The 21,061-nt window shown below is 60.2% G+C and carries 16 protein-coding genes; 11 read left to right on the top strand and 5 right to left on the bottom strand.

Annotation, left to right across the window (positions count from 1 at the left end):
- The 9 genes from LQV39_RS22570 (at position 1) to LQV39_RS22525 (ending at position 14,307) form a co-directional block, all read left to right on the top strand.
- On the top strand, positions 1-2,205 hold the full coding sequence (locus tag LQV39_RS22570; protein WP_230029428.1) for an integrase: 2,205 nt from the start codon (positions 1-3) through the stop codon (positions 2,203-2,205).
- Positions 2,192-2,668, top strand: coding sequence for a hypothetical protein (locus LQV39_RS22565; protein ID WP_230029427.1), 477 nt, complete (start codon positions 2,192-2,194; stop codon positions 2,666-2,668). Before LQV39_RS22570 ends, LQV39_RS22565 begins: the two co-directional genes overlap by 14 nt.
- A 1,443-nt stretch (positions 2,669-4,111) precedes the next feature.
- A complete protein-coding gene (locus LQV39_RS22555) occupies positions 4,112-4,348 on the top strand; it encodes a helix-turn-helix domain-containing protein (RefSeq protein WP_230029425.1) in 237 nt (78 codons plus the stop codon).
- A gap of 906 nt (positions 4,349-5,254) precedes the next feature.
- A complete protein-coding gene (locus tag LQV39_RS22550; protein ID WP_230029424.1) occupies positions 5,255-6,595 on the top strand; it encodes a TolC family protein in 1,341 nt (446 codons plus the stop codon).
- Complete coding sequence (locus LQV39_RS22545; protein ID WP_230029423.1) at positions 6,592-8,136, top strand: efflux RND transporter periplasmic adaptor subunit; 1,545 nt, start codon at positions 6,592-6,594, stop codon at positions 8,134-8,136. Before LQV39_RS22550 ends, LQV39_RS22545 begins: the two co-directional genes overlap by 4 nt.
- Positions 8,133-11,300, top strand: coding sequence for an efflux RND transporter permease subunit (locus tag LQV39_RS22540; RefSeq protein ID WP_230029422.1), 3,168 nt, complete (start codon positions 8,133-8,135; stop codon positions 11,298-11,300). The genes LQV39_RS22545 and LQV39_RS22540 overlap by 4 nt, the downstream gene beginning before the upstream one ends.
- A gap of 19 nt (positions 11,301-11,319) precedes the next feature.
- Positions 11,320-11,616 carry a heavy-metal-associated domain-containing protein gene (locus tag LQV39_RS22535; RefSeq protein WP_230029421.1) on the top strand — a complete coding sequence of 99 codons (297 nt, stop codon included), beginning with the start codon at positions 11,320-11,322 and terminating at the stop codon, positions 11,614-11,616.
- 58 nt (positions 11,617-11,674) lie between these two features.
- A complete protein-coding gene (locus LQV39_RS22530) occupies positions 11,675-11,881 on the top strand; it encodes a heavy-metal-associated domain-containing protein (RefSeq protein WP_230029420.1) in 207 nt (68 codons plus the stop codon).
- 53 nt (positions 11,882-11,934) lie between these two features.
- Complete coding sequence (locus LQV39_RS22525) at positions 11,935-14,307, top strand: heavy metal translocating P-type ATPase (RefSeq protein WP_230029419.1); 2,373 nt, start codon at positions 11,935-11,937, stop codon at positions 14,305-14,307.
- An 18-nt stretch (positions 14,308-14,325) separates the two neighbouring features.
- Here LQV39_RS22525 and LQV39_RS22520 read toward each other — a convergent pair whose 3' ends face one another.
- From LQV39_RS22520 to LQV39_RS22500, 5 genes are all read right to left on the bottom strand, one after another.
- Complete coding sequence (locus LQV39_RS22520) at positions 14,326-14,769, bottom strand: DUF411 domain-containing protein (protein ID WP_230029418.1); 444 nt, start codon at positions 14,767-14,769, stop codon at positions 14,326-14,328.
- 85 nt (positions 14,770-14,854) lie between these two features.
- Positions 14,855-15,787: a copper resistance D family protein gene (locus LQV39_RS22515; protein WP_230029417.1), complete on the bottom strand. Its 933-nt coding sequence runs from the start codon at positions 15,785-15,787 to the stop codon at positions 14,855-14,857.
- Positions 15,787-16,152, bottom strand: a complete 366-nt coding sequence (gene copC, locus LQV39_RS22510) for a copper homeostasis periplasmic binding protein CopC (protein ID WP_230029416.1) — start codon at positions 16,150-16,152, stop codon at positions 15,787-15,789. Before copC ends, LQV39_RS22515 begins: the two co-directional genes overlap by 1 nt.
- An 82-nt stretch (positions 16,153-16,234) precedes the next feature.
- Positions 16,235-16,591 (bottom strand): copper-binding protein, encoded by a 357-nt coding sequence (locus LQV39_RS22505; protein WP_374199461.1) that lies wholly within the window; start codon positions 16,589-16,591, stop codon positions 16,235-16,237.
- A 190-nt stretch (positions 16,592-16,781) separates the two neighbouring features.
- Positions 16,782-17,177 (bottom strand): DUF2946 family protein, encoded by a 396-nt coding sequence (locus LQV39_RS22500; protein WP_230029415.1) that lies wholly within the window; start codon positions 17,175-17,177, stop codon positions 16,782-16,784.
- Positions 17,178-17,983: 806 nt separating this feature from the next.
- On the opposite strand from LQV39_RS22500, the gene LQV39_RS22495 reads away from it, so the two are divergent.
- Together LQV39_RS22495 and LQV39_RS22490 are read left to right on the top strand one after the other, a co-directional pair.
- Entirely contained in the window at positions 17,984-19,873 is a 1,890-nt protein-coding gene (locus LQV39_RS22495) for a copper resistance system multicopper oxidase (protein ID WP_230029414.1), read from the top strand.
- Positions 19,870-21,027 (top strand): copper resistance protein B, encoded by a 1,158-nt coding sequence (locus LQV39_RS22490; RefSeq protein ID WP_230029413.1) that lies wholly within the window; start codon positions 19,870-19,872, stop codon positions 21,025-21,027. Before LQV39_RS22495 ends, LQV39_RS22490 begins: the two co-directional genes overlap by 4 nt.
- Positions 21,028-21,061 lie beyond the last annotated feature (34 nt).

Raw genomic sequence — 21,061 nt, 5'->3', positions numbered from 1 at the left:
ATGACGTTAAAAATCAATTCGTCTCAACCGACTAAGAATGTTTGTGCGCCGACCAAACTGCATGAGCTGACTTATGCCGAGTTGTGTAAGTTGCAGGTCACAAAATACAGTCTGTTCGAGGACAATAAGTGGTTTGAATACAATCCTACGCCGGGGGTCGGTAAGTCCACAAGCACGATCAACTGGAGCATGAAGCTGCATGACGATTCGCGGCTGACTGAGCCTCAGCACAGTAAGCGGCTTCACTGGGCCAAAGTACTTGTGTTGGTTCGACTAAAAGTGCCCGCGACAGGCGGTCCACCAGCTCCTGGTACTTTGGGAACGATTCAGTCATCGCTCAAGTGGCTTATTTCTTGGATGGTTAAGGAGGGATACAACGACCCATCCGAATTGACAAGCGCTGTTTGCGATCATTACTTGAATGACTTGCCGAGCTTCATTTCAGAAGTCTTGGACAGCGAGGTATTTGGCGAGTCTACAGTTAGGGTCGCGTTGCAGCCGTTGTACGATCTCTGGAACGAGCGAGTAGCTTTGACAAGGATGGGTATTCGATCGCTATCTAGTCACCCGTTCCTTGGGCACGGCGCTGCGAAAATTGCTCGGGAAATAGCAACTGAGGCTATGGGTTGGATAAAACCGCTACCCGATGAGGTGGCAATTCCGCTCTTAAACAAGACAACGTGGTTCCTGGGAAAGCCTGCCGAAGACGTTATTCGCCTACTCGACGTTGTACGCGATCCGGACGAGGGAGGTATTGTGATCGTTGATAATGGTAGAGGTGGCACGAGGACTCAACTTGGCGGTAAGGGCGAACAGGCTCGGCGTCGCAGGGCGAGCGTATTTATGGCTAACTTTCGGTTCTCTACTTTAGAAGAGGATTCTGAACCGTGGCACCGGCCGCTCGACGTTAAGACAACGGGAGAAACTGGTAAATCGAGTGATGCGCAAATCAAGCTGCGCAAATTGTTCGAAGCTGTTCGCGACGCGTGCGCAATCACCATTCAAGCTATGTCAGGAATGCGAATGTCAGAGTTACTCGGAATTCAAGCTGGCTTTGATGACGTAACAGGGTTGCCGACGGGGGTGCGTATCGATGAGAGTAGTACTGGGTTGTATGAATGGTTTGTAATTCGCACTGTACTGTCTAAGACGGAAGCCGGTTTGCCACGGGAGGTGGACTGGGTTTTAGGCATGCGCCCTAAGGGGACGCACGAACTACCTCACGCGATACGTGCTCTTGTAATTCTAAACAGGATTTACGAGCCTTGGAGAGCTAACGCTAAAACGGATAGACTCATTTTGGCATCGAAAAGCGGTGAAACCCTCCAAACAAAAGTGAATAAGCTTGGCGCAATGCATGCGGGTAAAATGCACGTGGCAATGAAGCGTTTCATTTCTAACTGGGTTGATCTGTCGGGGCTGCCGGATGAGAGTCTACACAAATCTGAAGATAACGACTTGATCCAATGGCGCGAGAGTAAAGGAATGATTTTTAGATCCCACATGCTTCGCAAAACCTGGGCAAACTATACCTTGGCATGCGACTCGCGCTTGCTGCCGGCAATCCAGATGCAGTTCCACCACCTCAGCTTGGCTATGACGGAAGGGGGGTATATTGGCAAGAACCCGCTCCTAGTCGAGTCGCTTAATTCTGTTTCCCGTCAGAAGCGTAACAGCATAATTTTTGAAATGGTGATTGGAAGGTCTGCATTCGCGGGGAGGATGGGGGAACAGTTGGAGGCTGCGACAACAATATTGCGTGAAGCGATCGCTAATCTTCCGACATCTGAGAAGTGGCAACATGTGGTGGAATGGGCAGACGCAAGTCAGTTGCAAATGTACTTCTCGCCTCACGCAACTTGCTGCCCAACTCGCACAAGCGAAATGCGCTGTCATGACACAGTGCAAACGCCTGTTTGGGTCCGAAAAGAGCCGAATACCGCAACACGTGAGCCGAGCCTTTGCGCAGGCTGTGCATGCGCGATCATGGATAAGAGCCATGAGCCATTCTGGGTGGATCGCTACGTAAACAATTGGGTTTCCATAAAATTAAACGAAGCTGCCGGGGTGAGTTTGGTCGATTTCCGAGTTATTCAGTTTCGTGCAAACCAAGCTGGAAGCATTCTTCGAAAATTTGATGTGGACCTAGAAGAGTTGGATGTGCGCGTAGCAAAAACAGTGGAAGAAACGTATGCCTCAGCTTAAAGCCAAAGCACCTGCGATTGATCCTATTGAGCAGGATTTTCTCGATGCAATCAAGCGTCTTCAAGACGGTGAGCCGAAACACAAGAAGTTGAAGGAGCAGAAAACGAAAGGCGTCCTTAAAGTTAATGTGAGCACTGTAGCGCTGGAGGCTGGTCGAGCACGTACTCTTATTGCGGTTGAGACGGGTTGTCGGTACCCACGGGTAAGGGAATTGATAAAGCAGATCAAGGGCGGAAGGAATACTTTGCCGACGACGCATACTGAGCTTATCCAAAGGCTGCGAGCGGATAAGGCGGAACTGGCGGCTCAAGTGAAAAAATATCAGGCGGAAGCCATGGCGCATTTTCAAGCCCGCGTCAAGGCTGAGGAAGAGGCGGCTCGGGAGCGTGCTGCTGCATCACGAATGCGCAAAGCAATTGCACAACAAGGCAAGGTGGCGCATTTGTTGCCGACAGAGCAATAGTGGAAAATTCGCATGGCGAAGCAAAATTAACGAATTATTCACAAAGACAAGCGTTGCTAATTTCCGGGAATTCAACTGGGTCACATTTTGCTTTGTTGGTGAAATTTCGATGTGAGAAATAGAAGCTGCTCGCGCAAATTCAATCGAAGGCTTAGATGCTCTCTCAAAGTGCGACTGGGTAAGATCAGTTAAGATGTCATCCCTGTTCATTTGATTTGGAAAAATCACCGTGATGTCGTAAGTTTTCGCTCCATATGTCTAGCGGTTATATGTCGGGCGAAGCTGGCAACTAGTTGAAATACATCGCCAAGCTATTATAGAAGGCTAGGGGCTGGTTGGTCTATGCAATGACTCTCGAAAAGCATAGCGCATTGCCATGGCATCATTTAACGCATGATGTTCCGGAAGCATATTTTTTACATGAAATTCGTGTCGTAAGAACTCATTGATGTTCCTGTCGACATTGCGGAAGCGGAGGAATTGCGGAGGATATCCGTCGAAGATAGTTCGGAACAAGATCTCGTCATATTGCGAATCAAAACAAAGCACGATCTCAACACCCGTCCGTACTACAGTCAGCCAATTTAGGATGCGAACATGTAGCTCATCAAATTTGCAGTAATCCGCCGAATTTTGTTTAAGAAGAGGTATCACTACTTCGTGTACGAATGGGCTAACCGAAGTAGTTGAAAAAGGGACTTCAGCGTAAAAATCTTCTCCAGTAGAAGCTGCCAGCCCAAGACTGATCAGTTCAGGCGATTCGAAGCTAGTGAACTCCGTGTCTAGGAAAATCAAATGATTAGATGACATGCCTATGTTTTATTTAACGGTTTAGGTTCTCGGTAAAGAGAAGAAACTAGGGATTTTCAGATTATGACTGAAAATTCAATTTGGAAAGGGCCCGAGCCTTGAGTTTGTTTGTGGATGAGGTGTGGGAAAAGCGCTAGCTAATTTTTCGTGTTCTTTGCAAAGAGCAGGATTTGTTATATTTTCGACCAAATGGCCACAGACGGAACAAGAAAAAAAACTGCGATTTCTCAGAGCAAAGACGCGAGCGTCGATAGTCTGGGCCTTTCTCTCGCTAAGCTCACAAGCGAAATCAAAGTTTAGGATGAGGCAACTCGATTCATTAAGAATACTGTGAAACTGTAGGCTGGCGAGTTCATACTCATCGCAAATCGCTTCCAGTAGTAGACAAAACTCATCTAATAACCTGTGCCATCCAACTGGAATGGTAGGCGACACTTGAGGGTACTTCCCACAGAAGACTTTGGGGTGCGCTTCCACTAAGTTTTTGATCATTATGGCGAGGACGGGTCTTCCGGCTGATGAGACGATCATGTTAAAAAGCTTACATCATAAGGCTATCCAAAAATTCCCACAATAGTGGGAAGACAAAGCTTAGCTGGTATCCCACTGTTCCCTCCCATCAAAGGGGGGAGCGTGGAACAGAACATTGCACTAGTTTTTGGAAAAGTGCTGCGAAAATTGAGATTGGCAGCAGGCTTGACTCAGGAAGAGCTTGGCTTCAAGGCAGGGCTACAGAGAAAGTACATCTCTTTGCTTGAACTAGGCGCGCAGCAGCCTACGCTTACTTCCATTTATAAGCTGAGTTTGGCCTTAAACATCAAGCCAGGGCGGGTTCTGGACATGATGGACGTGGATCAAGGTGAAGCGTGAGCGGACGCTCCTCGAAAGGCCAGCCGTATGATGTCACATACTAGGCGTTCGATGGTGACACGGCAGGTTGTAGACTTGTATGCTTTGCACCCTTTGCTAAAGCGTTCATAGCTGACCGGCTGCGGCTACGGCCAGGAATCAGATCAGCAGCGATTACGCTCGTTGCCGTCCATCCAGTGGTAAGCAGGCGCTTCAACAGCCCTTCGATTTCTTGCTTGATGTGGGCAGGTTGACTGATCAGTCCGGGAGGACGCTTGCCGGTTTCGAAGTCAACGTACCTACCGAATTTGGAAGCAATCACGATCGGGTTGCGATTTAACATCATGGGGATAATGTCGACGGAAGGCGCGATTCCAGTGGAGTCGCTTGGGCACGGATCAGAGACTGCTAGCGCAACCGGGATCGCACTCTTATAATGTGTAAATCTGCTATCGACCAATGCGCTATCCTCGCCGAATCCGCCTCCTGAGCGCCGTTGTCGCGCTGTTGAGCCTCCTGTTCATGCAGGTGGCCCTGGCGGCTTACGCTTGTCCAAATCTGAGTCCCGCCAAAAACACACCGATGCTGGACAGTTCCGGCCAGGCGATGGTGGATTGCGTGGAGGCCGACAAGCAAAGTCCCGCGCTGTGCTACGCGGACACGCATAAACAGACCGTCTCGCTCGAGAAGCCAGCGAATCCCTTGGTGATGCCTTTCGTCGCGACCGGGTTTGCGCTGTCCCTACTGTGGCCAGAGGACAGGGGCGCGACGCCAGCCCCTCCTTTGGTCTTCCTGCACGCCACCGGCACATCGCCACCGATAGCGATACGCCACTGCTGTTTCCGTCTATAGCCTTCAGTTGCCGAGTCATCGTTCCGCCACGCTAAGCACGTGGCGGTGCCGTTCTTCGCACTCTGGAGCTATTACATGCATTTCCTTCACCTCACCAGGAGGCGCACCCCGTGTCGCCCCGACGTGTTCGGCTCGACGCTTGCGCTCGCAATGCTGTTGTGCCTTGCCTTACCCAATGAACAGGCCACGGCCGCAAACGCAGGCCTGACGCTGGCGGAGGCTCAGCAGCGCGCCCTGGAGCGCTCGCGCTCACTGCCAGCACAGGACGCCTCCATCGCAGCTGCCCGAGAACTCGCGGTCGCCGCGGGGCGCTTGCCCGACCCGGTCCTCCGCGCCGGCATCGACAACCTGCCGGTCAGCGGTTCAGACCGCTTCAATATCGGTTCCGACTTCATGACCATGCGCAGGATCGGCGTCACGCAGGAACTGACCGGGTCCGACAAGCGGCGCCTGCGAGCGGCACAGCTGGACCGGACGGCGGATAAGGCCACAGCGGAAAAGGAAGTGGCCATTGCCCGGATTGAGCGCGAAACCGCGCAGGCCTGGATCGACCTGTATTTCGCGAAGCAGATGGCCGACCTCGTCCGGCAACAAATCACCCAGGCGCAGCTGGACCTGGATGCGGCCGAAGCTGCCTACCGGTCCGGCAAGGGTAGCCAGGGCGATGTGTTTGCGGCCCGCGGCCGCATCGGCGCGGCCCAGGATAAGGCGAGCGAATTCGATACCCGTGTTAGGACGGCTCGCAGCGTGTTGACGCGCTGGGCCGGTCCCGACGCCGATACCGCGCTGGTGGGTTTGCCGGGTATGGACCAGGTCAGGCTCGATCCGGGGTCCCTCGACAGCCAGCTCGCGCACCACCCCGACATCGCTGTGCTCGACCGCCAGGAAGCGATCGCGCGCGCGGAAGCCCGGCTTGCCGAGGCAAACCGGCATCCCGACTGGTCGGTCGAGGTGTCACTGCAGCATCGGGGACAGGGTTATTCGAACATGCTGTCCGTGGGGGTGTCGGTACCGCTTCAGTGGGACAAGAAGAACCGCCAGGACCGCGAACTCGCAGCAAAGATCATGCAAGCCGACCAGGTCAGGGACGAGCGCGAGGAGGTGCTGCGCGCTCATGTCGCGGAAGTGCGGGTGATGCTGGACGAGTGGCGCAGCGGCCGTGAGCGCCTCGCCCGCTACAAACGCGAACTCGAGCCCCTCGCCGCCGACCAGAGCGCGGCCGTTCTCGCCGCCTATCGTGGCGGCACGGCCGCCCTGGCCGAGGTATTGGCCGCGCGGCGCAACGAACTCGACATCCGCCTCCAGGCGTTGCAACTCGCGGCCGAGACGGCAAACCGCTGGGCGCAACTGAACTTTCTTTATCCATCGGGCCGCAGTATGCCGCCTTCCATGAATCAGCCGGAGGCAAGGCCATGAACCGTCGCATCATCATTGCAGTCATCGGCGCGTTGCTCGTGCTCGGGTTGAGCGGCGCCGGTGCGTATCGCCTCGGTATTCGGGCGGGCGCACGCGATGCAGTTCCCGCTGCGGCCGCCGCTCCGGGAACCGATAAAACGGGGCGGCAAGTCCTGTACTGGCACGATCCGATGGTGCCTGGCCAGAAGTTCGACAAGCCCGGCAGATCGCCTTTCATGGCCATGGATCTGGTGCCGGTCTATGCCGATAAAGCCCAGGCGGAAGGCGGCGTGGCCGTCAGCCCGGGCGTCCAGCAGAATCTCGGCATCCGCGTCGCCGAGGTCCGGAAGGGCTCCCTGGCAAGCACACTGGATGCCGTCGGCAATGTCGCGTTCAACGAGCGCGATCTCGTCCAGCTGCAGGCCCGCAGCAGCGGCTACGTGGAAAAGCTGTTCGTGCGTGCGCCGCTCGATCCGGTGCGCAAGGGCCAGGCGTTGCTCCAGCTGTATGTGCCCGACTGGGTGGCCGCACAGGAGGAATACCTGGCCATCAAGCGCATGCCGGCCGGTGGCGATACCGCGGGTCTGCTCGATGCGGCGCTACAGCGAATGCGCCTGGTGGGCATGACCGAACAACAGGTCAGGCAGGTGAGTGCACGAGCACAGGTCAGCCCGCGCATCACCGTCACGGCACCGGTCGACGGGGTCGTCAGCGAGCTGGCGGTACGTGAAGGAATGGCAGTCTCGCTCGGGGCCCCGCTGTTCCGGATTAACGGCCTACGCACGGTCTGGGTCAATGCCGAGGTGCCGGAGAGTGCGGCGGCGCAGGTCCGGCCCGGGATGCCGGTACGGGCCACCAGCCCGGCTTTCCCTGGAACGGAGTTCAGCGGCAAGGTGGAGGCATTGCTGCCGGATGTGAACACGGCCACGCGCACGCTGAAGGCTCGGATCGAGCTGGCGAATCCGGGCGGCAAGCTGGTGCCGGGCATGTTCGCGACCATCCACATGGCGCCGGCGCAAGGCCGTGAAACGCTGCTGGTACCGTCCGAAGCCGTGATCCAGACCGGGACCCGCACCGCCGTGATCACGGTATCCGATCAAGGGAGGTTCGCGCCAGTGGAGGTCGTCACAGGTGCCGAGGCGAACGGACAGACCGAGGTCGTGAAAGGACTGAGCGCAGGCCAGAAGGTGGTGGCCTCGGGCCAGTTCCTGATCGATTCGGAGGCGAGCCTGCGCGGTACCCTGCAGCGCCTTGGCGGAGGCGGCCCCGCCGAATCCAACCCCGCCATGCCCACCATGCCGGCGAAAACCCCCACGCATCGCGCCACCGGCAAGGTGGAGCAGATAGCCAGCGACGAGGTGACGATTTCCCATGGACCGGTTCCCAGCTTGAAGTGGCCGCCGATGACCATGGGCTTCGTGCCACCGGCCGGCGGTCTGCCGAAGGACATCAAGGTCGGGGATGCCGTGCAGTTCGAATTCCAGGCCTCGGATGACGGGACGTTCAAGGTCGTCTCGATTTCCCGCGCATCGGGCGGCGCCGTACTTGGAGACGGCAAATGATCGCGCGCCTGATCCGCTGGTCGATCGTCAACCGCTTCCTGGTGCTGCTGGCGACCGTCGGACTCGTGGCCTGGGGCATCTGGGCCGCGCAGCGCACACCGGTCGACGCGCTGCCCGACCTGTCGGACGTGCAGGTGATCATCCGGACGACCTATCCAGGCCAGGCGCCGCAGATCGTCGAGAACCAGGTGACCTATCCGCTGACCACCACCATGCTGTCGGTCCCGGGCGCACGGAGCGTGCGCGGCTACTCGTTCTTCGGCGACTCCTTTGTCTACATCCTGTTCCAGGACAGGACCGACCCCTACTGGGCCCGTTCGCGAGTGCTGGAATACCTGAACCAGATCCAGTCGCGCCTGCCGCCGCAGGCCAAGCCGGCGCTTGGGCCGGATGCGACCGGTATCGGCTGGGTCTATGAGTACGCGCTGGTCGACCGCACCGGCAAGCACGACCTGTCGCAGCTGCGCGCCCTGCAGGACTGGTTTTTGAAGTACGAACTGAAGACGGTACCGAACGTGTCCGAAGTCGCGAGCATCGGCGGGATGGTGCGCCAGTACCAGATCCAGCTCGACCCCGACAAGCTGCGCGCCTACGGCATTACGCACGCCACCGTGGTCGATGCGGTACAGAAGGCCAACCAGGAAGCCGGCGGCTCCGTGCTCGAGCTGGGCGAGGCCGAGTACATGGTTCGGGCGTCCGGCTACCTGTCCTCCCTCGACGACTTCCGGCACATTCCGCTGAGGACCGGCGCTGGCGGCGTGCCGGTAACGCTGGGGGACGTCGCGCGCGTGCAGGTCGGTCCGGAGATGCGGCGCGGGATCGCGGAGCTGAACGGGGAGGGCGAGGTTGCCGGCGGCATCATCGTCATGCGCTCGGGGAAGAACGCGCTCGAGACCATCGGTGCCGTGAAGGCGAAGCTTGCCCAGCTCAAGGCCAGCCTGCCGGCGGGCGTGGAGGTCGTGCCGACCTATGATCGCTCGGGTCTGATCACGCGCGCGGTGACGAACCTGGAGCACAAGCTGATCGAGGAATTCATCGTCGTCGCCGTGGTCTGTGCGCTGTTCCTGTTCCACCTGCGCTCGGCACTGGTGGCCATCGTCTCCCTGCCGCTGGGTATCCTCGCCGCTTACACCATCATGTATTACCAGGGTGTGAACGCCAACATCATGTCGCTGGGCGGCATCGCGATCGCGATCGGAGCGATGGTCGACGCGGCCGTGGTCATGATCGAGAACGCGCACAAGCACCTGGAAGCCTGGAGCCACCGGCATCCCGGCAGGAAGCTCGAAGGCGCAGCGCACTGGCAGGTGATCGAGCAGGCGGCCGCCGAGGTCGGGCCGGCACTGTTCTTCTCGCTGCTCATCATCGTGCTCTCGTTCATTCCCGTGTTCGCACTGGAGGCGCAGGAAGGAAAGCTGTTCGCGCCCCTGGCATACACCAAGACTTACGCGATGGCAGCAAGCGCCGGCCTGGCGGTGACGCTGATTCCGGTCCTGATGGGTTACCTCATCCGCGGCAGGATTCCCAGGGAAGAGGCAAATCCGCTCAATCGCTTCCTGATCCGGGCGTACCGGCCGCTGCTCGATGCCGTGCTGCGCCACCCGAAGGGCACGCTGTTTGCCGCGGCCCTGATCGCCATCGCGACGATCTGGCCGGTCAGCCGGCTCGGAGGTGAGTTCATGCCGCCGCTGGACGAAGGTGACCTGCTATACATGCCGTCGGCGCTGCCGGGCATCGGCGTCGGCAAGGCCGCGGAGCTGCTGCAGCTGACTGACCGCCTGATCAAGACGGTTCCCGAGGTCCGGACCGTGTTCGGAAAAGCGGGCAGGGCGGAAACCGCGACCGATCCAGCCCCACTCGAGATGTTCGAGACCACGATCCAGTTCAAGCCGCGGAACCAGTGGCGCGCCGGGATGACGCCGGACAAGCTGGTCGAGGAGCTCGACCGGGTCGTCAAGGTGCCGGGCCTGTCCAACGTCTGGGTGCCGCCGATCCGCAACCGCATCGACATGCTGGCGACCGGTGTGAAGAGCCCGGTCGGCATCAAGGTGGCCGGGACCAGCCTGCAGGAGATCGACCGCGTCACCGGTGCGATCGAGGCTGCGGTGCGCAAGGTGCCTGGCGTCTCGTCGGCCCTGGCCGAGCGGCTGAATGGCGGGCGCTATATCGACGTGCAGATCGACCGTGCAGCCGCGGCCCGCTTCGGCATGAACGTGGCGGACGTGCAAAGCGTGATTTCCGCCGCGGTCGGCGGCGAGAACATCGGCGAAACGGTCGAGGGATTGCAGCGCTTTCCGATCAATGTGCGCTACCCGCGCGAGGTGCGCGATTCGCTGGAAAAACTGCGCGATCTGCCCGTGCTCACTGGAGCGGGCGCCCAGATCCGGCTGGGCGACGTGGCCGCCATCCGCATCAACGATGGGCCGCCCATGCTCAAGAGCGAGAATGCCCGACTGTCGGGCTGGGCATATGTCGACGTCCGGGGACGTGACCTGAGGTCGGCGGTACGGGACATGCAGCAGGCTGTCGCGAAGGAGGTTCGGTTGCCTGCAGGGTATTCGATCTCCTGGTCCGGTCAGTTCGAATACCTGGAACGCGCCGTTGCGAAGCTGAGGGTGGTGGTGCCGGCGACGCTGGCCATCATCTTCGTGCTGCTGTACCTGACCTTTGGCCGCTTCGACGAGGCTGCGCTGATCATGGCGACCCTGCCGTTCGCCTTGGCCGGCGGCGCCTGGCTGTTGTGGCTACTGGGGCATAACCTGTCCGTGGCGAGCGGAGTAGGCTTCATTGCGCTGGCTGGTGTTTCGGCCGAGTTTGGCGTGATCATGCTGCTGTACCTGAAGCATGCCTGGGAGGCGCGCCTTGCGGAAGGGAAGGGAAGCGAGGCCGACCTGGTCGAAGCGATCCGCGAGGGCGCCGTGTTGCGCGTACGGCCGAAGGCGATGACGGTCGCGGTGATCATCGCCGGCCTGGTGCCGGCCATGATCGGGGCCGGGACCGGGTCGGAGATCATGCAGCGGATCGCCGCGCCGATGGTTGGGGGGATGATTACGGCGCCGGTGCTTTCGATGTTCGTGGTGCCGGTGGTCTACTTGCTGATTCGGCGACGAGGCTTGCGTCAACAGTCAAGGATCAAGCAGGCTGTGTCGGAAGGAGCAAGTTGACGTCCGACACGCAAGAGCCATGGCTCTGCTGCGAGATCGCCGATTTCGGAACCCATTGACCTTGCCATTATTGGAAGGTTTACGCTTCCCTGAACTTATCCCTCAGGAGGGCTATATGGTTGAGTTTCAAGTGAACGGTATGTATTGCATGTTTTGCGCCTACCGGCTGAAAGCGGCAATCCGGGCAATCGACCCCTGCTTAAAAGTCGGCATCGATTTGAAAACCAGCAGGGTCAGTGTCGAACGGCCGACGGACGTAGCAACAGTCGAGCGAGTATTGAAACGTCTTGTCTCTGATCGCGCGGATCAGGCTTGACCTTCCTATCATGGGAAGGTCTACATTGTAGCCAGAGCAATCAAACAGGAGGAACGCCATGTACACGCTCAAGGTAGAAAAGATGTCCTGCGGCGGCTGCGCCAACCGGGTGACCCGTACCGTGCAGACCTTGGATCCGGACGCAAAAGTTGAGGTGCTGTTGAAAGACAAACTGGTCCGCGTGGAAAGCGCGAAAGCACCAGATGCAGTCGCCGTTGCGATTACCGCTGCCGGCTATCCGGCAACCCAGGTGGCGGCGGTCTGAGTCCGGGTGCGCCCAATGTGAGCTTTGAATAACGAATCCACAAAGGCTTCGATATGAACGACCAGTCGCATCACGATCACGACGGCCACGAACATCATCATGACCATGGCACTGGTCACGGTGTTCACCACGCGAGCGGAACCGGTGACAAGCCGTTCACCGATCCGGTCTGCGGGATGAAAGTCGGTCCCGACCTCGCCAAAGAAATTCCGCACGAAGGGCAGACCTATCATTTCTGCAGCACCAGGTGCATGGACAAGTTCCGGATGGCGCCCCAGCAGTACATAGGCTCCGCTGCCCATGAACCGCTGGCGAGCGCGCCGGAAGGCACGATCTACACCTGCCCAATGCACCCAGAAGTTCGGCAGCCGCAGCCCGGCAACTGCCCGATTTGCGGCATGACGCTCGAGCCCATGCTTCCGTCCCTGGAAGAAGAGGAAAATCCGGAGTTGGTGGATTTCAAGCGCCGCTTCTGGTGGACTCTGCCGCTGACAGTCATCGTGACCGTGCTTGCGATGGCGGGGCATCGTATTTTCCCGGACGGTCTGGCTGGGCAAAGCTGGATCGAGCTCGTGCTGAGCACTCCGGTCGTGCTGTGGGCGGGGTGGCCGTTCTTTACGCGCGCGGTGCAGTCGATCAGGAATCGCAGCCCCAACATGTGGACGCTGATCGGGCTCGGCGTAGCCGCGGCCTACGGCTATAGCGTGGTTGCGACCGTGGCCCCGGACATGTTCCCACAAACCTTCCTCATGCATGGGCGCATCGGGGTGTACTACGAGGCGGCCGCAGTCATCATTTCCCTGACCCTGCTGGGTCAGATCCTCGAGCTGCGGGCACGGTCGCAGACATCCGCTGCGATCAAATCGCTGCTGGGTCTGGCGCCGAAGACGGCGCGCCGCATCAATGCCGATGGCACGGAAGAAGACATTCCGTTGACCCATGTGCACGTCGGCGATGCGCTGCGTGTGCGTCCGGGCGAAAAGGTGCCGGTCGATGGCATTGTCCTGGAGGGCGACAGCGCGGTCGACGAATCCATGTTGACCGGCGAGCCTGTGCCCGTGACCAAGCGCCCGGGTGACAAGGTGATCGGTGCCACCATCAATGCCAGCGGCAGCCTGGTTGTGCGCTCGGAAAAAGTGGGCTCGCAGACCATGCTGTCGCAAATCGTCCAGATGGTCGCCCAGGCACAGCGTTCGCGCGCACCGATGCAGCGCCTGGCCGACGTGGTGGCAGGCTACTTCGTGACGATTGTCGTGGCCATTGCCTTGCTGACGCTGCTTGGTTGGGGGCTCTTCGGGCCGGAGCCAAGCTGGGTATACGGCTTTGTCAATGCCGTCTCGGTGCTAATCATTGCCTGCCCGTGCGCGCTCGGGCTGGCGACGCCGATGTCCATCATGGCGGCCACTGGCCGCGGCGCCACGCAGGGCATCCTGTTCCGTGACGCGGCGGCCATCGAGAGCATGCGCAAGATCGATACCCTCATCGTCGACAAGACGGGGACGCTCACTGAAGGCAGGCCGGCGTTCCATTCGGCTGCCGCAGTGTCGGGCGGGGACGAACAGGAGGTGTTGCGGATCGCCGCCAGCATCGACCAGGGCAGCGAACACCCGCTAGCCCATGCGATTGTGGCCGAGGCGCGAAGCCGCGGTCTGATCCTGGCTAAGCCCGAGTCCTTCGAATCGTCCAGCGGCATCGGCGTGCGTGGAGTTGTCGAGGGCAAGCGCATTGCCCTCGGAAATACCGCGCTTATGGACATCGAAAAGGTCGACTGGAAGCCACTCACGGCCCAGGCGGAAAGCTGGCGCCAGGAAGGTGCAAGCGTCATGTACCTGGCGGCCGATCGGCAGCTCCTGGGGCTGGTGGCGGTATCCGACCCGGTCAAGCAGACCACGCCGGAAGCGCTGGCAACGCTCAAGGAGGCTGGCATCACGGTCGTCATGGCGACCGGCGACGGTGTCACGACCGCCAGGTCGGTTGCGGCCAAGCTTGGCATCCCGGAAGTCTACGGCGAGGTCAAGCCGCAGGACAAGCTGGCACTGGTGGAAAAGCTGCAGGCGCAGGGGAAAACGGTTGCGATGGCAGGGGATGGCATCAACGACTCCCCCGCACTGGCCAAGGCCAATGTCGGTATCGCGATGGGTACCGGAACGGATGTCGCCATCAACTCGGCCCACGTCACCTTGGTCAAGGGCGACCTGCGCGGCATCGCGCGGGCGCGCCTGCTGTCGCTGGAGACCGTGCGCAACATGCGGCAGAATCTGGCCTTCGCTTTTTTCTACAACGCGCTCGGGATTCCGTTGGCCGCAGGCGTGCTTTATCCGTTCACCGGTCGCCTGCTATCGCCGATGATTGCGGCGTTGGCGATGAGTCTGAGCTCGGTATCCGTGATTACCAACGCGCTTCGCCTGCGCGGTACGGCGAAGTAGCTGCAGGCGCCCGATCGCTTACTTGTAGTGCTTGTAGACCGTCGTACTGCCGTCGTTGCGGACCAGTAGCACGTCGTACGGCATGCGCGTCGGTCCCTCCATTCCAGGAGAGCCAGGCGGCATGGCCGGCACGGCCAGCCCCTTCGCTTTCGGCTTCGCAGCAAGCAGCCGCTTGATCTCGGCGGCTGGCACATGCCCTTCGATCGCATAACCGCCGACAACTGCCGTGTGGCATGAGCCGAGCCGATTGGGAATGCCCATTTTCTCGCGGGTGTCGGATGGATTGGCGACATCGTGCGCATTGACCTTGAATCCGTTGGCCCGCAGGTGCTTGACCCATTCTTCACAGCAGCCGCAGGTTGCGGTCTTGTAGACCTCGACGGCCTGGGTTGAGGCGCTGGCGAGCATCGGCAGCCCGATCAGGGCAGCGACCGCGAGATTTCTGAATTTTCCGATTAACATAATCCTTCTCCTAAGTGCTGGCGCCGACGGATATGGTCGGCTGCCAGCGTCAAATCAACTATCAGTCAGCTGGAACGTCCTACATCTATTCGCCCGGGGGCGATGTCGATGCAAGCCAGGCCGCCAGAACGACGACCGCAAGCAAGACAAGCGCTTCGATCCAAAGTATGCGCTTGAACCGCATCGGTAAAAGCTCGGGGGCGGCATTTCCTGCGGACTCGCGCGTGAGCCACGGCGGCATCACGACAAAGCGATTGATCCCACCCAGCATCGCCGCAACGCCTACGAGCAGCAGCTTCGCTACAAGCGTGTTGCCATACGGGTTGCCGACCAGGTTTTCGAATCCGTCCAGGTTGCGCCAGCTTGCGTACAGGCCCGTGGCCAGGATGCCTGTAAGCGCGAACGTCGCCGAGCTGGATAGGGACGCCACATAAGCTGCCCGCGCGCGTCTGTCGGCCGTGACCATGTTTTCGGTTGCCCTCAACATGACCCCGCCAGCAAGGAACACTTCACCGACCCATAGGCTGATCAGGCCGAGGTGGATCCAGTCCGCCAGCAAGGGCAGGCTGAAGTCGCCTTCGCTGGCGGCGTGGCTGACCATGCCGCGCGTGTACCAGAATACGGCAAGCGACGCCAAAGTCAGCAGTGCAGGCACCTGGTTCCGATCGCCGCGCATGCAGGTTCCGACGGTAGCCATGGCCAGCCCGAACATCCCAATGGACCACGCGAGCCCAAGGTGTGTCGAGGTCAGCATCGACCAGGTGGCGCCAGCCGCTTCGGTCACGGGGACCTCGGCCATGGCCGCCGATTCCAGCCACAACAGCACGGCGTTCGCGGCCAGAGCGACCACGACACCGATCAAGGCAGTCTTGCGGACGGACTGGCGGCGCGCGTCGGCCCAGCTGGATGCGTCACGACTAATCCACAAGCGCGAAGCGCTCGCTCCCGTGACGAGGGCTACTGCGAGGTTCAGAAGGGCAGTGATGAGGTGCTGGACAGCTTGCAGGTCCAGCCCCATCACTTGACCTTGAACGTGACTTCGCCCTTTGCCTTGTGACCGTCGTGGGTCATCGTCGCCCACTGGATGTGATACTCGCCCGAGGACAGCGGCGGGAGCGGCGCCGTCATGACGGTGGGATCCGCCTTGTCGACGGTGGTCGCGGTGACTGGGATTTCGTTATTTTGGGGTCCCATCACTTTGATTTTGCTGAACGCAGGCTCGAGCGCTTCGTTGAACTTGAGGCGCACCTGCTTCGGTGCATCGCCGAGTGTACTGCCGGCCTGAGGGTCCGACGATTGCAGTTTGGCGTGTGCGAATGCGGCCGAAGTTACGGTGCTTGCGAAAGCGAAAGTGGCCAAGGCCAGGATGCGTTTGATGGACATGTTTTTATTCCTGATTCGGTGGTTAGGTCGGGGTATGGATGTGTGGCGTTCTGCCCGCAGCGCCGACAGAACGCCTGCAGCTTTAGTTGGCAGCTTCCAGTTTGGTCACCGTGAAGGCGCCGTTGATGCGCTCGACGCGCAGCCGGATCTTGTCTCCAGCTTTCACCTGGTCGAGCATCGCTGGATCCTGCACCTTGAAGGACATGGTCATACCAGGCATGTTGAGATTGGTCAGCGGGCCATGTTGCACCGTCAGCTTGCCGGTGTCTTTGTCGACTTTCTTGACCTCACCATCGGTTAGCGCATTCGCATCATCCTGCGAAGCGGCAGGCGCGGCGTGGTGCTGGCTGTGGTCCTGCATCTGCATCTGTGCAGAGGCACTGGCCGCTGCCAGCGTAAGGCCGGCGGAAACGATGAGGGTGCTGAACAGGGAAGACATACGAGTCATTTGATACTCCAAAACAGTCAAAATTTAATTGCAGTGGACGCGCGACGGCCTTTGCCGGTCTGACGCAGTCCGTTTCAGTTACAGATAAAGAAGGGCTGTGTACGCTGAAGTGCCGGCGACGAAGGCGTAGCCAGGTAGGTCCGTGCCTTGACACGAACGAAGCGTTCAGCAGTGTGAAAGGTCAGACGCGTGGAGGTCGCTCTAGGAGCGCAAGGTAGACCGATGGCAAGAGATGCCGGTCAAATGGAATGGTCGTCGACGAAGAAGCAGTTGCCGGCAGCACGGCAAGAAACGAAGGCGCCATCGACAAGCAGGAGCCGCATGTCGCACAGGTAGCACACTTGCCGGCCTGATGATGAGACGCGGGATGATGATCGGCCTGTATGTCCGGACCCGCGTGCTCGTCATGGGCGTGAGTACTGGACATGTCGACGTCGTCGGTCATCGATTCGTGGTCGTGACTGTCCTGTGCCGCCACTGGCGCCACACAGAAGGACATCGTCGCGGAAGCGAAGCCTTGGAGCGGCACCGCCAGCAACGTCATCCAGACGATCAAGACTTTCAGGATGGCTTTCACAGGTCGATTCTAGCATATGCGAAAGTATCGGCAATCCCATCGGCAGGTAAGCTTCGAACGTTGCGATGCCGTATCGTGCGGACATGTCATTTTTGCATGTGCTAGATTGATTACATGCGCCCATTCGTTCGAGTCCTCATGCTATGGATACTGATCGTGTCGCTGCCCATGCAGGGCATCGCCGCCACGATCACATCGCCATGCAGAATGGCGCATACCACGTCGGCAAGCCCGGAAGCTGCGGTCATGGATGACTGCGACGAGCATGAGATGGCGATGTCGATGACCCAGTCGACCGCACAAGCGCACGCGAGCGTCGCCGCAGATCATGACATGCCCTGCGATAGTGGCGCCCACCAAAAGCATTCTTCCTGCCGGGCGTGCAGTGCCGGCTATATCGGCGCCTCGGCGCCCCCGCCGTTCGCAGTTGCTGGGTTTCCAGCAGAGCAGTTTGCAACTGACTCCGTTTCCCCAATCTCCTCCTTCACGGGCTGGATCCCATCCCGCATAGAGCGACCGCCACGCGGTTGACTTCCCAGGTTGGCTGAACGCTCTCCCGGCATCCGTCGGAGACGTCGCGCATGCGGGATGCACGCGACATGCCATCGATCGATGCCTGCCAGCCATTCATCTTCATTCGAATTTCGATATCGACGAAACACGCGCGGAGCCCGCACGCTTTAGGCGCGCGAAGGCCGCGTTCGCCACGTAGCTGCGCAGCGAGGTTTGCTGCGAGTGCGCCTGCGTGCGCGACGCGGGCCCGTACTGCGGCAATTGTTTCATCACTTCATCTAGGGGAATACTTCATGCAGCAACGTGTTTTTGAGGAGAGCGCCGTGAACTGGTGGCGACGACGGCTCCTGCAGGGCGCAGGGGCCGCCGCCCTCGCCGGGCTGGTCCCAGCCAGACTGCTGGCAGCCGGTCAGGCCGCGCAGCCGATCTTGCGCGGCACCGAATTCGACCTGGAGATCGTGCCGTCGCCGGTCAACTTCACTGGCGCACCGCAGGTCGCCACCGCGGTCAACGGCCAGGTTCCTGGGCCGGTCCTGTACTGGCGCGAGGGCGACACCGTGACGCTGCGCGTGACCAACCGGCTGCCGGTCACGAGTTCCATTCACTGGCACGGCATCCTGGTGCCGGCGGAGATGGACGGCGTGCCCGGCATCAGTTTCACCGGAATTCCTCCGGGCCAGACCTTCACCTATCGCTTCCAGGTCAAGCAGAGCGGGACCTACTGGTACCACAGCCATTCCGAATTCCAGGAGCAGAGCGGCCTGGCCGGTTCGATCGTGATCGAGCCGAAGAACGGCGAACGGGTGAAGGCGGACCGTGACTACGTCGTCATGCTGTCGGACTGGGTCGATGGCGATCCCGCCAAGGTCTTCGCCAAGCTCAAGAAAATGAGCGACTTCTTCAACACCAACCAGCCGACCGTCGGCCAGTTCCTGGACGACTTACGGAAGAACGGCCTCGGGGCCGCGCTCGACAAACGCAAGATGTGGAACCAGATGCGCATGTTGCCGACCGACTTCAGCGACGTGACCGCCAGTCGCAACCTGGGCGTGAGGATGGCCTACCTGATCAATGGTACACCTACGGACAGGAACTGGACCGGCTTGTTCCGTCCGGGTGAGAAAGTGAGGCTGCGCTTCATCAACGGCTCGGCGACGACGATCTTCGACGTTCGCATTCCGGGCCTCAAGATGACGGTGATCGCCGCGGACGGACAGGACGTCGAGCCCGTGCCGGTCGACGAATTCCGGATTTCCGTTGCCGAAACCTATGACGTGCTGGTCGAGCCAACCGGCGACCAGGCCTACACCATCTTCGCGCAGTCGATCGGGCGTTCCGGCTTCGTGCGCGCGACGCTGGCACCGCGCGCGGGCATGTCTGCCCCGGTGCCCGAGATGGATCCGCCCCAGTGGCTGGCCATGCAGGACATGATGGGCGCGATGGCAATGGGGAGCATGGGCGGCATGTCGGGCATGGACCAGGCGCCCGGCAAGGGAGGCAAGACGCCGCATGACATGCACTCGATGGAGGGCATGCATGACATGCCGGGCATGTCCCACGGCGGGATGGGCGAGGGCCACGGGCAGATGCAGATGCCGATGCCGATGCAGCACGCCGGCCATGGCGGCGGCCACATGATGCCAATGGCCCAGGGCATGCCTCCGAAAGTCACCCACGCCCGCACCGAGTATGGCCCGGGTGTCGACATGCACGTCGATATGCCTCGCACCAATCTTGACGACCCCGGTGTCAATCTGCGCAACAACGGGAGGCGCGTGCTGACCTATGCCGACCTCCACACGATCGGCGGACCGGTCGACGACCGTGAGCCGACCCGCGAGATCGAATTGCATCTGACCGGCAACATGGAGCGCTTCATGTGGTCTTTCGACGGCCAGAAGTTTTCGGAGTCCAAGCCCGTCCACTTCAGGCACGGCGAGCGGTTGCGCATCGTGCTGGTGAACGACACCATGATGAACCATCCGATCCACCTGCATGGCATGTGGAGCGAGCTCGAGTCGCCGAGCGGGGAGTTCCTGGTCCGCAAGCACACGATTAACGTGCAGCCGGCCCAGCGCGTCACTTACCGGGTGACGGCCGACGCCCCAGGCCATTGGGCTTACCACTGCCATCTTCTTTATCACATGGAAGCAGGCATGTTCAGGGAGGTGGTCGTTTCATGAAAACCGCAACGACGAAAACTGGTGCAGCGGTCGCGCTGCTGATCTTTGGCCTCGTGGCGGCGGACGCGGCATCGGCTCAGACGACCGAGCCGCCGAAGGAGGGCGGCACCGGCCAGGCATCCGGCACGGGCCAGTCCAAAACGATGGAAGGAATGGATCACTCCCAGATGGACCATTCTCAGATGGACCATTCTCAGATGGACCATTCGCGGATGGACCATTCCCGGATGGACCACACGCAGACGGAAAAATCGCAGATGGACCAGTCCGGGATGGATCATTCGCAGATGAATCATGCGGGTGACGATCAGGTGCAGGGCGCCAAGCCTGCGCCGCAACAGGGCAAACCAAGCATGGACCACAGCATGGGACAAGCGATGGGCGGCATGGACGGCATGGGCGGAATGGACCACGACATGAAGATGGGCCCGATGCAGGGCGGCAGTCCACCGCCCGACGCACGCGACCCGGACGCCTATGCCGAAGGCACGAGCTTCGCGCACCTGCCTGGCAACGAGATGAACGACGAGATGCGCTTCGGCCGGATCCTGCTCGACAAGTTCGAATACGCGAAGGGTGACGGCGAACACGGCCAGAACCTCGACGCCGACGCGTGGTACGGGAACGACTACAACAAGGCCTGGTTCAAGGCCGAGGGTGAGCGGCGCGGAGGGCACCTGCAGTCCCTGCGCACGGAAGCCTTGTGGGACCGCACCTTCGCGACCTTCTGGAGCACCCAGCTCGGCGTCCGCCACGACAGCGGCGGCGGCGATTCGCGCAATTGGCTGGCCTTCGGCGTGCGCGGCCTGGCGCCGTACTGGTTCGATACGGAAGCGACCGCCTACTGGTCCGGTGGAAGGCTTGCCGCGCGTTTCAACGTGCGCTACGAACTGCTGTTCACGCAGCAGCTGATCCTCGAACCCGAAGTCGAGGCCAACCTGTACAGCCGCGCCGATCCGGCCAGGGGCGTGGGCAGCGGGCTGTCCGATCTCGAACTTGGCCTGCGCCTGCGCTACGAGATCCGGCGCCAGTTCGCCCCGTATGTCGGCGTGACCTGGGCGCGCAACTTCGGCGACACCGCCGACTATGCGCGGGCGAGGGGAGAACGAAACAAGAGCACGCAGATCGTTGCCGGCGTGCGGATCTGGTTCTGATCACTAAGCGGGGCGGCCATGACCATCCCGCACT

Origin of the sequence: Massilia sp. Bi118, from assembly GCF_918697865.1 — a bacterium.
Taxonomy (GTDB): Bacteria; Pseudomonadota; Gammaproteobacteria; order Burkholderiales; family Burkholderiaceae_D; genus Telluria.
Note: the sequence above shows the minus strand (reverse complement) of the source record. Positions and strands in the feature narration are given on the sequence as shown.

Excerpts from the sequence above, each read along its gene's own strand:
- LQV39_RS22570 (WP_230029428.1), top strand. The coding sequence starts at position 1 with ATGACGTTAAAAATCAATTCGTCTCAACCGACTAAGAATGTTTGTGCG.
- LQV39_RS22565 (WP_230029427.1), top strand. The coding sequence starts at position 2,192 with ATGCCTCAGCTTAAAGCCAAAGCACCTGCGATTGATCCTATTGAGCAG.
- LQV39_RS22550 (WP_230029424.1), top strand. The coding sequence starts at position 5,255 with ATGCATTTCCTTCACCTCACCAGGAGGCGCACCCCGTGTCGCCCCGAC.
- LQV39_RS22545 (WP_230029423.1), top strand. The coding sequence starts at position 6,592 with ATGAACCGTCGCATCATCATTGCAGTCATCGGCGCGTTGCTCGTGCTC.
- LQV39_RS22540 (WP_230029422.1), top strand. The coding sequence starts at position 8,133 with ATGATCGCGCGCCTGATCCGCTGGTCGATCGTCAACCGCTTCCTGGTG.
- LQV39_RS22535 (WP_230029421.1), top strand. The coding sequence starts at position 11,320 with ATGGCTCTGCTGCGAGATCGCCGATTTCGGAACCCATTGACCTTGCCA.
- LQV39_RS22530 (WP_230029420.1), top strand. The coding sequence starts at position 11,675 with ATGTACACGCTCAAGGTAGAAAAGATGTCCTGCGGCGGCTGCGCCAAC.
- LQV39_RS22525 (WP_230029419.1), top strand. The coding sequence starts at position 11,935 with ATGAACGACCAGTCGCATCACGATCACGACGGCCACGAACATCATCAT.
- LQV39_RS22520 (WP_230029418.1), bottom strand. The coding sequence starts at position 14,769 with ATGTTAATCGGAAAATTCAGAAATCTCGCGGTCGCTGCCCTGATCGGG.
- LQV39_RS22515 (WP_230029417.1), bottom strand. The coding sequence starts at position 15,787 with ATGGGGCTGGACCTGCAAGCTGTCCAGCACCTCATCACTGCCCTTCTG.
- copC (WP_230029416.1), bottom strand. The coding sequence starts at position 16,152 with ATGTCCATCAAACGCATCCTGGCCTTGGCCACTTTCGCTTTCGCAAGC.
- LQV39_RS22505 (WP_374199461.1), bottom strand. The coding sequence starts at position 16,591 with ATGTCTTCCCTGTTCAGCACCCTCATCGTTTCCGCCGGCCTTACGCTG.
- LQV39_RS22495 (WP_230029414.1), top strand. The coding sequence starts at position 17,984 with ATGCAGCAACGTGTTTTTGAGGAGAGCGCCGTGAACTGGTGGCGACGA.
- LQV39_RS22490 (WP_230029413.1), top strand. The coding sequence starts at position 19,870 with ATGAAAACCGCAACGACGAAAACTGGTGCAGCGGTCGCGCTGCTGATC.